At 68.6% G+C, this 12,847-nt stretch carries 10 protein-coding genes; 8 read left to right on the top strand and 2 right to left on the bottom strand.

Annotation, left to right across the window (positions count from 1 at the left end; genetic code table 11):
- Positions 1 to 27: 27 nt before the first annotated feature.
- Both trpS and ACTH43_RS07760 read right to left on the bottom strand, forming a co-directional pair.
- Positions 28 to 1,104 carry a tryptophan--tRNA ligase gene (trpS, locus tag ACTH43_RS07765; RefSeq protein ID WP_441444350.1) on the bottom strand — a complete coding sequence of 359 codons (1,077 nt, stop codon included), beginning with the start codon at positions 1,102 to 1,104 and terminating at the stop codon, positions 28 to 30.
- Positions 1,101 to 2,120, bottom strand: a complete 1,020-nt coding sequence (locus ACTH43_RS07760; RefSeq protein ID WP_441444349.1) for a LacI family DNA-binding transcriptional regulator — start codon at positions 2,118 to 2,120, stop codon at positions 1,101 to 1,103. The genes trpS and ACTH43_RS07760 overlap by 4 nt, the downstream gene beginning before the upstream one ends.
- A 160-nt stretch (positions 2,121 to 2,280) precedes the next feature.
- Between ACTH43_RS07760 and ACTH43_RS07755 the strand changes: the two genes are divergently transcribed.
- The 8 genes from ACTH43_RS07755 (at position 2,281) to ACTH43_RS07720 (ending at position 12,745) form a co-directional block, all read left to right on the top strand.
- Positions 2,281 to 3,555 (top strand): sugar ABC transporter substrate-binding protein, encoded by a 1,275-nt coding sequence (locus tag ACTH43_RS07755; protein WP_441444348.1) that lies wholly within the window; start codon positions 2,281 to 2,283, stop codon positions 3,553 to 3,555.
- A gap of 116 nt (positions 3,556 to 3,671) precedes the next feature.
- Positions 3,672 to 5,249, top strand: coding sequence for an ABC transporter permease subunit (locus ACTH43_RS07750; RefSeq protein WP_441444347.1), 1,578 nt, complete (start codon positions 3,672 to 3,674; stop codon positions 5,247 to 5,249).
- Positions 5,250 to 5,269: 20 nt separating this feature from the next.
- A complete protein-coding gene (locus ACTH43_RS07745; RefSeq protein WP_441444346.1) occupies positions 5,270 to 6,190 on the top strand; it encodes a sugar ABC transporter permease in 921 nt (306 codons plus the stop codon).
- Between the two features lie 101 nt (positions 6,191 to 6,291).
- Positions 6,292 to 7,995: a glycoside hydrolase family 13 protein gene (locus ACTH43_RS07740; RefSeq protein ID WP_441444345.1), complete on the top strand. Its 1,704-nt coding sequence runs from the start codon at positions 6,292 to 6,294 to the stop codon at positions 7,993 to 7,995.
- Between the two features lie 80 nt (positions 7,996 to 8,075).
- Entirely contained in the window at positions 8,076 to 9,332 is a 1,257-nt protein-coding gene (locus ACTH43_RS07735) for a carboxylate--amine ligase (RefSeq protein ID WP_441444344.1), read from the top strand.
- A 35-nt stretch (positions 9,333 to 9,367) separates the two neighbouring features.
- Complete coding sequence (locus tag ACTH43_RS07730; protein WP_441444343.1) at positions 9,368 to 10,642, top strand: carboxylate--amine ligase; 1,275 nt, start codon at positions 9,368 to 9,370, stop codon at positions 10,640 to 10,642.
- A gap of 174 nt (positions 10,643 to 10,816) precedes the next feature.
- The gene (locus ACTH43_RS07725) at positions 10,817 to 11,368 is read left to right on the top strand and encodes a YbhB/YbcL family Raf kinase inhibitor-like protein (protein WP_441444342.1); all 552 of its coding nucleotides are present in this window, start codon (positions 10,817 to 10,819) and stop codon (positions 11,366 to 11,368) included.
- A gap of 129 nt (positions 11,369 to 11,497) precedes the next feature.
- A complete protein-coding gene (locus tag ACTH43_RS07720; RefSeq protein ID WP_441444397.1) occupies positions 11,498 to 12,745 on the top strand; it encodes a glycosyltransferase family 4 protein in 1,248 nt (415 codons plus the stop codon).
- Positions 12,746 to 12,847 lie beyond the last annotated feature (102 nt).

The following is a 12,847-nucleotide window of genomic DNA, read 5'->3' as shown; positions in this document are numbered from 1 at the left end:
CCGCCCGCTGCGTTGCTCAGATGCAGCTCAGTAGACCATCCCCATGTACTCCCGCACCTTCGCCAAAGTGTCCTCCGCTGCGGCGTTCGCCTTCTCGTTGCCTGCGCGGAGCACCTGGAAGAGGTAGCCCGGATCCTGCTCGAGCTCGGCGCGGCGGGCGCGCAGCGGGGCGAGGTGTTCGTTGAGCGCCTCTGCGGTGAAGATCTTCAAGGTGCCGGAGCCTGCGTCACCGATCTCCGCGGCGATGTCCTCTGGGGTGCGGCCGGTGGACTGCGCGGCGATGGTCAGCAGGTTCGCGACCTCCGGGCGGCCCTCGGGGTCGAAGGTGATCTGCCGGTCGGAGTCGGTCTTGGCCTTCTTGATCTTCTTGAGGGTCTCGTCGGCGCTCATGCGCAGCATCACGGTGTTGCCGCGGGACTTGCTCATCTTGTGCTCGCCGTCCAGGCCCAGAATGGTCGGGGCCTCGGAGAGCAGCGCATCGGGCTCGGGGAAGAACTCCTCGCCCCCGGCGTAGCGCTCGTTGAAGCGGCGGGCGATCACCCTGGTCTGCTCGATGTGGGGCAGCTGGTCCCGGCCCACGGGGACCAGGTTGCCGTGGCAGAACAGGATGTCGGCGGCCTGGTGGACCGGGTAGGTCAGCAGCAGCCCGCCCATGGCGGACTTCCCGGCGGCGCCGAGCTCGGTCTTGACGGTGGGGTTCCGCTCGAGCTCGGGCTGGGTCACCAGCGACAGGAACGGCAGCATCAGCTGGTTCAGCGCGGGCACCGCGGAGTGGGTGAAGATCGTGGAGCGCTCCGGGTCGATGCCCGCCGCGAGGTAGTCGGTCAGCAGCTCGCGGACCGATCCCTTGATGTCCCCGATGACCTCACGGTCGGTGATCACCTGGTAGTCCGCGACGATCAGCCACGTCTCCACCCCTGCGTCCTGCAGTCGCACGCGGTTGCGCAGCGAGCCGAAGTAATGGCCGATGTGCAGCGCGCCTGTGGGGCGGTCGCCGGTGAGCATGCGCAGGCCGGAGGGGTCCGAGACGATCGTGGACCAGATCTCGTCGCTGCGCTTCTGGGCGGTGTCGTAGCTGGTGCGGGTGGTGTTCGGTGCGGTCACCGCTCCATTCTAGCGGCCCCGCCGGGTGCGGCCGCCGTGGAGCCGCGCACGATCAGCTGCGGGCGCACCACCACCTCGGTGCGCGTGGGGCGGCGTGAGTCCTCGCCGCCGCTGAGGGCGGTGCGCACGGCGGCCCGGGCGAGCGATCCGACGGCCTGGCGCACAGTGGTCAGCGGGGGGTTGGTCAGCGAGGCCCAAAAGACGTCGTCGTAGCCGACCACAGAGACGTCGCGGGGCACGCTCAGGCCCTGGGAGCGCACCCCTTCGAGGGCACCGGCGGCCATCACGTCGGAGCCGCAGACGATCGCCGTGACCCCACGCTCGACCAGATCTCGGGCCGCCTCATAGCCGCCCGCGTAGGAGAAGTCGGTGAAGGAGACCGGCTGGGGGTGCTCCGCCCAGTCAGCGGTGACCGCCTCGAAGGCGCGGAGCTTCTCGCGCACCGGCCAGGTGTGCTCATCGCCCACGGCCAGACCCACGCGCTCGTGGCCGAGCTCCTGGAGGTGGCTCAGCACCGCGCGCACCGCGTGGCCGTCGTCCGTCGAGAGGAAGGCCGCGTCGAGCTCCTCCTGCACGCCGTTGACGAGCACCAGCGGGATCCCGGCGGCGGTCACCTCGCGGTAGTGGTCCAGGGGGCCGCTCTCCTGGGCGTGGTGCCCGGAGACCACGATGATGCCGACCACGCCGCAGCGCAGAAAGCGTTGCAAGATCTCTCGCTCACGCTCGGCGGTCCGCGCCCGCATCGCCACCAGTGTGGAGGCGCCACGCTCGAACAGCTCCGCCTCGATCCGCTCGGCCCAGGAGGTGAAGACCTGGTTGTCGAGGTCGGGGACGAGCACGCCGACCAGCGGCCCGTCCTCCACCTGGCCAGCGTCGACAACGCGCCCCATCCGGCGCGCCACTTCCGTCACTGACCTGCGGGTCGCCTCGTTCACGCCGGAGCGCCCGTTGAGCACGCGGGAGACGGTCGCCTCGCTCACGCCGGCAGCCTTCGCGATATCGATGAGCCGCGCCATCACGCTCTCCCTCCGGACCCCCGGCATCCTCACCGTGGCCCAATCGTAATCTGCAAGATCTTGCACATTCTTGCACACAGATGGCCTAAGGGTCTACGGTGCTCCCATCAGGCACAGACCTGACAACGGTCGAGAACGACCACGATTCAAAGGAGAAGACGTGCAGATCCGTCGTAAGAGCTTCCTCGCACTGGGTGGCCTCGCAGCTTCCATGACCGTCCTCGCCGCATGCGGCGACGACTCGTCCTCCGGTGGCACCACCGGAGGCGGCGCCTCCGACGGTGGCAGCGTCGAGGCCGGCGGCGACTCCTCCGGCCGCCTGGTGATCTGGGCCGACGAGGAGAAGGCCCCCGCACTCGAGCCCTCCGCCACGGCGTGGGGCGAGGAGAACGGCATCGAGGTCGTCGTCGAGGTTGTCCCCGGTGACGAGCTCCAGAACAACTTCATCACCGCCAACCAGGCCGGAAACGGCCCGGACGTCACCATGGGCGCCCACGACTGGATCGGGAACCTGGTCCAGAACGGCTCCATCGCCCCGGTGCAGCTGCCCTCGGACGTCGGCGACACCATCGCGCCGATCGGCATCGAGGCCGTCACCTACGACGGCCAGACCTACGGCGTGCCCTACGCGGTCGAGACCCTCGCGCTCTACGCGAACCACGACCTCACCGACACCCCCGCCCCCTCCACCTTCGAGGAGCTGATCTCCGCGGCGGAGGCCGGCGGCGCCGAGAACATCCTCTCTCTGCCGATCGGCGAGGAGGGCGACCCGTACCACATGCAGCCCATCTACACCTCGGCCGGCGGCTACCTGTTCGGCAAGGACTCCGAGGGAAGCCTCGACCCCTCCGACCTCGGTGTGGGCGAGGAGGGCTCCCTCGCCGCGGCGGACAAGATCGCCGAGCTCGGCGAGCAGGGCGTGCTGAAGAACTCGATCAACGGCGACAACTCCATCTCGCTGTTCACCGAGGGCAAGTCCGCGTACCTGATCTCGGGTCCGTGGGCCCTGGCCGACGTGCGCGATGCGGGCTTCGAGTTCACCATCTCCCCCATCCCCGGCTTCGAGGGCATGGAGGATGCCGCGCCGTTCGCCGGCGTGAACTCCTTCTACGTCGCCTCCAACGCGGCCAATGCCGGCTTCGCCCAGCAGTTCATGACCGATGTGGCCTCCTCCCCGGATGTCGCCAAGGCCATGTACGAGGGGAACCCTCTGCCCCCGGTGAACCTCGAGCTGCGCGAGGAGATCGCCGCCTCGGACGAACACGTGGTGATCTTCGCCGAGGCCGCCGAGGCCGCCGATCCGATGCCGGCCATCCCCGCGATGGCCGCGATCTGGGGCCCGCTGGGCATCGCCCAGGCCAACATCGTCGGCGGCGCTGACCCGCACTCGACCATGGAGGGGGCGGGCGAGGAGATCGCCACCGCGATCGGCTGACGTCCCCGAGCCGATCGATCGTGCCCGCCGCCCACGTGGCGGGCACGATCGATCGGCGTCCTCGCCTCCCGCCACCCTGCACTCCGCCCTGATCCCCTGAAAGGCACAGTCGCCTCATGACCTCGACGCACGCCCCTGCGCACCGGACGCGGTCCACGTCGGTCCCGGCCGTGGTCACCCGAGTCCTGGTGCTCGGCATCACCCTCGCGCTGACGGTGTTCATCGCCCCGGTGCTGATCTCCCAGCAGTCATGGATGTGGCTGACGGTGCTCCTGCTCGCCGCAGCAGGGATATTCGTCCTCTACTCCACCAAGCGCTTCGTGCCGGGCAAGTACCTGTTCCCGGGCTCGGTCTTCCTCGCCGTCTTCCTGATCCTGCCGATCGCCCTGACGGTCGGCTACTCCTTCACCAACTACGGCGACGGCACCCGCGGCACCAAGGAGCAGGCGGTCGGCTCGATCATCGCGAGCTCGGTGCAGCAGAGCCCCGACGCCCCGCGCTACGCCATGACGGTGGCGACCTCGGGCACCGCGGCCGAGGGCCCCTACGAGCTCTTCCTGGTCGACCCCGATGCCGGCACCGTGCTCAGCGGCGACGCCGAGAACGCGCTCGAGGAGGTCCCCGCCGGGGACGTCACCGTCGTCGACGGCCGCGTCACCGAGGTCGACGGGATGACCGTGCTGAACGCGGGCGAGGTCAACGCCATCTACAACGAGCTGATGGAGCTGGCCGTACCGGTGGACGAGTCCACCGCCGTGCGCCCGCTGGGCGTGAACCAGGCCTTCGTGGGAACCACGGTGCTGCAGTACGACGAGGCTGCGGACGCCATCACGGACACCGCGACCGGTGAGGTGTACACCGTCGGCGTGATAGGCGACGAGGAGTACTTCGTGGATTCCGAGGGCCAGCGGGCCTTCTCCCAGAGCTGGCTGCAGAGCGTGGGCATCTCCAACTACGAGCGGCTGTTCACCAACCCGACCGTGGCCAACCAGTTCGTCTCCGCCTTCGTGTGGACGCTGGTGTTCGCCGCCGGCTCGGTGCTGCTGACCTTCGCGCTCGGTTTCGCCCTCGCTCTGATCCTCAACGATCAGCGCCTCAAGGGCCGCCGCGTCTACCGCTCGATCCTGATCTTGCCGTACGCGATCCCCGGCTTCATCTCCCTGCTGGTCTGGTCGAACTTCTACAACCAGGAGTTCGGTCTGATCAACCAGACGCTCGGGCTGAACCTGAACTGGTTCGGCGATCCGACGCTCGCGCAGACGGCGGTGCTGCTGACGAACCTGTGGATGGGCTTCCCCTACATGTTCATCGTCTCCACCGGCGCTCTGCAGGCGATCCCCGATGAGCTGACAGAGGCCGCCCGGATGGATGGCGCGTCTCCGCTGCAGGCCACCTCGAAGATCGTGCTTCCGCTGCTGCTGGTGGCCGTGGCCCCGCTGCTGGTCTCCTCCTTCGCCTTCAACTTCAACAACTTCAACGCGATCGAGCTGCTCACCGGCGGCGGTCCGTTCCCCGACGGCTCTGGTCGCGGTTCCACGGACATCCTCATCTCGATGGTCTACCGCATCGCCTTCGGCGGCTCCGGAGCTGATTTCGGCTTCGCCTCCGCGGTCTCCGTGTGCCTGTTCATCCTCACCGGTGTCCTGGCCGCCATCCAGTTCCGATTCACCAACGTCCTCGAAGACGTCAACTGAGCCCGCGGGAGAGGTCCATCATGAGCTCCACCACTGTTCCGCCCGTCAGCACTTCTGCTCCGCAGGTCGGCGCGAAGCACCGCATGCCCTTCGGTCGCTGGTTCACCGAGATCGGCTGGCGGCACGTCGTCGGCGTGTTCGCGGTCATCTTCGCCGTCTTCCCGATCCTGTTCGTGATCTCCGCATCGCTGAACCCGAGCGGTTCGCTGACCTCCGCCGGCCTGGTCCCCACCCAGGGCGTCACCTTCGATCACTACGCGGCGATGCTCAGCGGCGAGCGCGCGAACTTCCTGCGCTGGTACCTGAACACCATCATCGTGTGCGGCGTCGTCGCCACCGGTCAGGTGTTCCTCTCGCTGCTGGCCGCCTACGCCTTCAGCCGCTTCCGCTTCCGCGGCCGCCGCGGCGGCATGCTCGCAGTCCTGCTGATCATGATGTTCCCCGCGATCCTGTCGATGATCGCGGTGTACACGATGATCTCGGACCTCGGCGACGCGGTGCCGATGCTGGGCCTGAACACCCTCGCTGGCTACATCGCGGTGCTGATGGGGGGCGCCTTCGGCCAGGTCTGGCTGATCAAGGGCTTCTTCGACACCATCCCGAAGTCCCTGGACGAGGCCGCGATCATCGACGGCGCCACCCACTGGCAGGCCTTCCGCAAGATCCTGGTCCCCTCGATGACCCCGATCCTGGCGACCACGCTGCTGTTGGCCCTGGTCGGCTCGATGAGCGAGTTCCTGATCGGCTCGATCTTCCTCACCGACGACTCCAAGAAGACCCTCGCCGTGGGCATGTACGGCATGTTCTCCTCGGATCGCTCCAACAATCTGGGCGTCTTCGCCGCCGGCTCGGTCATGGTCATGGTCCCGGTGATCATCCTGTACCAGTTCCTGCAGCGATACATCGTCGGCGGCTCGACCGCCGGCGCCGTCAAGGGCTGACCCGCCCGCCCACCGAACCTCGCCGCACCCACCTGGCCCGTCGGCACGGGCCAGTCGGTGCGGCGCGTCGCATCACCCCCTGTTCCACCGGAAGGACCGCCATGACCCCCCAGACCTCCCTCGCTGCGCGCACCGCCGAGCAGCAGACCTCCCCGGACCTGCAGTGGTGGCGTGATGCCGTCGTCTACCAGGTCTACCCCCGCTCCTTCGCCGATTCCGACGGCGACGGCATGGGCGACCTGCCCGGCGTGACCGCCCGCCTGCCCTATCTGCGCGATCTCGGGGTCGACGCGATCTGGCTCTCGCCCTTCTACACCTCCCCGCAGAAGGACGGCGGCTACGACGTCTTGGACTACCAGGACGTCGACCCCCGCTTCGGGTCGCTCTCCGACGCCGACGAGATGATCGCTCGCGCCCACGAGCTGGGTCTGAAGGTCATCGTGGACATCGTCCCCAACCACTCCTCGGATCAGCACGTGCTGTTCCAGCAGGCGCTCGCGGCCGGGCCCGGCTCGCCCGAGCGAGACATGTACGTCTTCGCCGACGGCAAGGGCGAGGACGGGGAGCTGCCGCCGAACAACTGGACCTCGATCTTCCACGGCCGCGCCTGGACCCGCGTCACCGAGGCCGACGGCACGCCCGGCCAGTGGTACCTGCACATCTTCGACACCAGCCAGCCGGACTGGAACTGGGAGAACCCGCGGGTGCACGAGCTGTTCCAGGACGTGCTGCGCTTCTGGCTGGATCGCGGCGCCGACGGCTTCCGCGTGGACGTCGCCCACGGCATGATCAAGCCCGAGGGACTGCCGGATGCGACGGTCAACTCCACCGGGCTGATCGACATCCCCGAAGGCGAGGTGCCGATCTACTTCGACAACGACGGCGTGCTGGACATCTATCGCGAGTGGCGCCCGATCCTCGACTCCTACGAGGGCGACCGCATGATGGTGCTCGAGGCCTGGATCCCCGAGCACCGCCTGCCGCTGTACATCGGCGACGAGAAGGCGCACCAGTCCTTCAACTTCGGCTTCCTCCAGGCCCGCTGGGGGGTGGAGACGATGCGCGCGGCGATCGAGAAGCCGCTCGCGCTGGCCGATGCGGTGGGCTCCCCCACCACCTGGGTGCTCTCGAACCACGACGTGATCCGGCATGCGAGCCGCTACGGCTTCGCCCCGGACTACGAGTTCGGCGAGGGGCTGCGCCGCGACGAAATCCCCGATGCGGAGCTCGGCCTGCGCCGCGCCCGCGCCGCGACCCTGCTGATGCTCTCCCTGCCCGGCTCCGCCTACCTCTACCAGGGCGAGGAGCTGGGCCTGCCCGAGGTCAGCGACATCCCCGACGAGCTGCGCGAGGACCCCTCCCATCTGCGGGCCGGCGTGCCCGGCCGCGACGGCTGCCGCGTGCCGCTGCCGTGGACGCAGGACGCACCGGGCTACGGCTTCTCCCCCACCGGGAAGAGCTGGCTGCCGCAGCCGGAGGCCTTCGGTCCCCTGGCCGCCGACGCCCAGGACGGGGTGGAGGGCTCGACGCTCGAGATGTACCGCACGGCGGTGCACCTGCGTCGCGAGCTGGGCTTGGGCCGTCCCGATGCCGCGGTGGTCTTCGCCGAGGACCTCCCCGCCGGAGTGCTCGGCGTGATCCGCGGTGACGTCACGATCCTCGTGAACACCACCGACGCTCAGGTCGAGCTGCCGGCCTCCTCGGTCGCAGGCGATCTCGCCTCGGCCGAGGTCCTGGTCGCCTCCGCCCCCACCTCCCCGGGCACGGTCCCGGCGGATACGGCGGTGTGGCTGCGCACCTCCTGAACGTCGCACGGATCACGCCCGGCCGCCGGAGGACGCCGTCCTCCGCGGTCGGGCGTGATCGCGCCGCTAGGATCGCCTCCATGCGTCCTTCCCCCTCGGTCGACCCCGGATTCGACGTCGTCGTGCTCGGGGCCGGGCTGAACTCCCTGAACCTCACCATCGCGTTCCACCAGCAGTACGCGATGCGCTGCACCACGGTGGTGCGCGTCCCCGTGGCGATGAACGAGCGCACCGTGACCTCGGACCTGCTGGTCCTCGGCGCCGACGCGAGCGATGAGGACATGCGCGATGCGCTCATCGATCTCGCCTCGCAGCGGCCGGCCGGCAGGCCGGCGCTCCTGCTGACCAATGCGGACTCCCTGATCGATGTCATCGATCGCTTCCGGGAGGATCTCGAGCAGCATTACCTGCTCGCCCAGGTCGATGCGCAGCTGCTCTCCCGCCTCGCTGACAAGGCGGAGTTCGCGGAGATCTGCGAGGAGCTCGGCATCGGCACCGTGCCGACGGTGATCGTCGACTTCTCCCGCACCTCGGAGCCCGGCTGGAACGGCGGGGAGGAGCTCCCCTGGTCCTACCCAGTGGTGGGCAAGGCAGCGAACACCGCCGAGTATCACCACGTGCAGTTCCCGGGGAAGAAGAAGGTGTTCTTCCTGGAATCCGCCGCCGAGCAGCAGGACCTGGTGCGTCGGCTGCGGGAGTCGGGCTTCACCGGGCGCTTCCTGTTCCAGGAGCTGATCGAGGGCGATGACACCGCCCAGCGCTCGATCACCGCATATCGCAGCAGTCGCGGAGAGGTCACCCTGCTGTGCGCCGCGCAGGTGCTCCTGGGTGAGCACACCCCCGACGCGCTGGGCCGGCCCGCGGCGATGATCACCGGGGACTTCCCGTCGCTGACCACCGCCGCCGAGCGTTTCCTCGACGCGGTGGACTACGTCGGCTTCGCGAACTTCGACGTGAAGATCGACCCGCGCACCGGCCGGGAGTGCTTCTTCGAGATCAACCCGCGCATCGGCCGCAACAACTACTACGTGACCGCCGCCGGGGAGTCCGTGGCCCGTCACGTGGTCGAGGACCGTGTGCACGGCCGGGATCTCGAGCAGGTGGTGGTGACCGCTCCGGTCCTCTACACGATCCTGCCGCTGCGCCTGGTGCTGCGTTATGTGCGCGATCCCGCTCTGGCCGAGCGGGTCCGCCGCGTGGCGCGCACCCACCTGCGCAACCCCTTCCGGTACGGTCCGGAAGGTCTGTGGATGCGTGCCTATTCGGTCGTCTCCGGACTGAACTTCGTGCGCAAGTACCGCGCCGTCTACCCGCGTCCCACCGACACCGGATTCTGAGCTCCGGTCCGAGCCCCCTGGAAGGTCCTCCCCCGATGCCCGACACCCCGCCCCGCCCGTATGCCGCTCTGCCGAGCTCTGAGGTCGATCTGGTGCTGCTCGGTGGTGACATCGGCATCTATGCGCTCGCGCGCGCCTTCCACGAGAAGTACGGCACCGTCTCCACGGTGGTGACCCGCAAGGTCGCCGGGCCGGTCGCGGACTCCTCGATCCTGCGCACGGTCGAGCTGGGGATGTCCGCTTCGGAGGAGGACATGGTCCAGGCGCTGCTCAAGGTCGGTGCGGACAAGGCCTCGCGCCCCTCCGGCACCCGCCCGGTGCTGCTGGCCAATGCCGACTTCCTGGTGGCGCTGATCGCCGCCCACCGCGAGGAGCTCGGCAAGCTCTTCCATCTGCCGCTGCTGGCCGATGAGGTGCTGCATGCGGTCGCGGACAAGGCGACATTCTCCAAGATGTGCACCGAGATCGACGTGCCCACACCCCGGACGGTGGTGCTGGACTTCGCCTCCGGGACCGCTCCTGAGCTGCCCGAGCTGGACCTGGGCTGGCCGCTGGTGGCCAAGGCGTCGCGATCCTCGGCGTACAACGCGGTCTCCTTCCCCGGGAAGCGGAAGGTGTTCGAGATCGAGGATGTCCACCAGCTGAAGGACCTGATCTCCCGACTCACCGCCGCCGGGTACCGGGACCGCTTCGTGCTCCAGGAGATGATCCCGGGGGATGACACCGCGATGCTCTCGGTCACCGCCTATGTCGATACCCAGGGCGCGGTCACCCTGCTGGGAGGCGCTCAGGTGCTGCTCGAGGAGCACACCCCGGGTGCGCTCGGGAACCCCGCGGCGATGTTCACCACCGACCTGCCCGAGGTGTTCGAGCAGTCGGTGCGCTTCCTCGAGCACAGCGGCTACCGCGGGTACGCGAACTTCGATGTGAAGATCGACCCGCGCGATGGCGTCGCCAAGTTCTTCGAGGTGAATCCCCGCATCGGCCGCAACAACTACTACATGACCGCTGCCGGCGCGAATGTCGCCGAGCCGGTGGTCGCAGACCTCATCGAGGAGCGGGAACTGACGCGCCTGGTGCCGCGCAAGGAGATCCTCTACTCGATCGTCCCCTGGCCGCTGCTGCGGCGCTACATCGTGGACCCGGACCTGCGGGACCGGGTCCAGCAGATCCGCACGCAGGGCACCGTCCATCCCCTGGCCTACGGGGTCGAGGGCAGCAGGCGGCGCCTCTACGTCCTCACCGCGATGGCGAACCAGGTCAAGAAGTTCCTGCAGCACTATCCCCGTCCCTCGGCTCACGGTTTCTGATCCGTCGGCCGGCGGCCCAGGTTTCCTGACCCTCCGGCCAGCGGCTTCCAGTTTCTGACCCGTCGGCCGGCGGCTTCCAGTTTCTGACCCGTCGGCCGGCGGCATCTGAGCCTTCAGCTCGCGGGGACGGGCAGGTGGTCGACATCCCCACCGGACCTGCCTAGTCTGGCGGGTATGACCGAGACCACTTTCCTTCTGACCTCGAACGCCACCCCCAGCGGCTCGGTGGTGGCTCCGCAGCAACTGGTCGCGAGCCTCGGCGGTGAGAACCTCTCTCCCGATCTCCGCTGGAGCGATGCTCCCGAGGGGACCCGTTCCTTCGCCATCACCTGCTATGACCCCGATGCCCCGACGGGCTCCGGCTTCTGGCACTGGGTGGCGTGGGACCTTCCGGCGTCGGAGAGCTCGCTGCCGCTCGGGGTGTCCCGTGAGGACTCCTCGCTGAAGCAGGCACGGAACGATTTCGGCAACCACGGCTATGACGGCCCGGAGCCGCCGCCCGGGGCCCCGCACCGCTACCAGTTCTCCGTCCACGCCCTGCCCGTGGAGACTCTGGACATCGCTCCGCAGGACCCGCATGTGGGTGCCCGTTTCGCGATCTTCTCCCAGCAGCTCGGCTCTGCGTCGTTTACAGCCCGTTATCAGGTAACGAGTGGAAACACTAGGGGGAAACTCTCCGCGACGGGTCGGGCGCGCCCCGTATCACCGCATCGGGACCGGTCGTAGGCTCAAAACATGAACGGGCCGACATCGCAGAGCATCCACGGAGGTCAAGTATCAGACCTCGGTCTGATACGTCTCCCCCGCACGGCGGACGCGCGCTCGACGCCGGGGTGGGAAGCTGAAGACGTGAACATGCTGACGAAGCGCCCCGGTCCCCGAGCGATGAGCGAGCCGCGCCGCCCCCTGCGCGTACTGATCACCACCGACTGGTGGGAGCCCGTGGTCAACGGCGTGGTCGCCTCCGTCCAGACGCTGCGGCGCGGGCTCGTCGCGCTCGGCCTCGACGTGCGGGTGCTGACACTCTCCCAGGGAATCCGTCCCCATCACGAGCCCGGCGTCTACCGCATCGGCTCGGTCTCCGCGGCGCTGGTCTACGACCGGGCGCGGATCGGCATGCCCTCGAGCCGCCGCGTGCTGCGCGACATCCTGCAGTGGCGACCTGATGTCGTCCATTCACAGGCGGAGTTCTCCACGTATGTGTGGGCCCGTCGCATCGCCCGCACCCTCTCGGTGCCGCTGGTGCACACATACCACACCATCTACGAGGACTACACCCACTACTACTCCCCCAGCCGCACCATGGGCCGCAAGGTCGTCGAGACCTTCTCCCGCCGGGTGCTCGCAGGGACCGACGCCGTGATCGTGCCGACCGAGAAGGTCTCCGGGCTGCTCCGCGGCTACGGCGTGCACCGCCCGCTGCACGTGATCCCGACCGGCCTGGACCTGCGCAAGTTCCGCCCGGCACAGAGCCAGCAGGAGCGTGAGGACATCCGCGCGCTGCGCGCGGAGCTGAGGATCGCGGAGGGGCAGAAGGTCCTGATCTCGATCTCCCGCCTGGCCAAGGAGAAGAACCTCGACGAGGTGCTCGAGATGGTCGCTGCAGCGGACCGCCCCGACGTCGTGCTGGTGATGGTGGGCGATGGACCCCACCGGGCCGAGCTCGAGGCTCATGCCGTCTCGCTCGGCATCTCGGACCGGGTCCGTTTCACCGGGGTGGTGGATCCGGCCGAGGTCCAGCGCTGGTACCGCGTGGGGGACGTGTTCGTCAGCGCCTCCCTCAGCGAGACCCAGGGACTGACCTTCATCGAGGCGATGGCCGTCGGGCTGCCACTGCTCGCCCGTCGTGATCCCTCGCTCACGAACGTGATCATCGATGGCCGCACGGGCTGGCAGTACCAGGATGCCGCTCAGTTCTCGGACCAGCTGAGCGCCCTGCTCGATGATCCGCTGCGACGCGAGCAGATGTCCGTGGCCGCGCTCGAGCACGCCCATGCCACCTTCGGTGATCAGGATTTCGCGCGCAGCGTGCTCAATGTGTACGAGCAGGTCAATGCGCAGCGTCCCCCGCTGATCGACCACCGAGAGTCGGTCGCAGCATGAGCACCAGCACCGACAGCCTCCCCATCGTCCAGACCGTTCGCCCGCTGCCTGCGCCGGTGCGTGAGCGGACGGCCCCGCCCCGGGTTCGCCCGCTGCCGGTGC

It is taken from the genome of Brachybacterium sp. (assembly GCF_052095815.1).
GTDB lineage: Bacteria > Actinomycetota > Actinomycetes > Actinomycetales > Dermabacteraceae > Brachybacterium.
The sequence above is the reverse complement of the archived record's forward strand: the minus strand, read 5'-3'. Positions and strand labels throughout refer to the sequence as shown.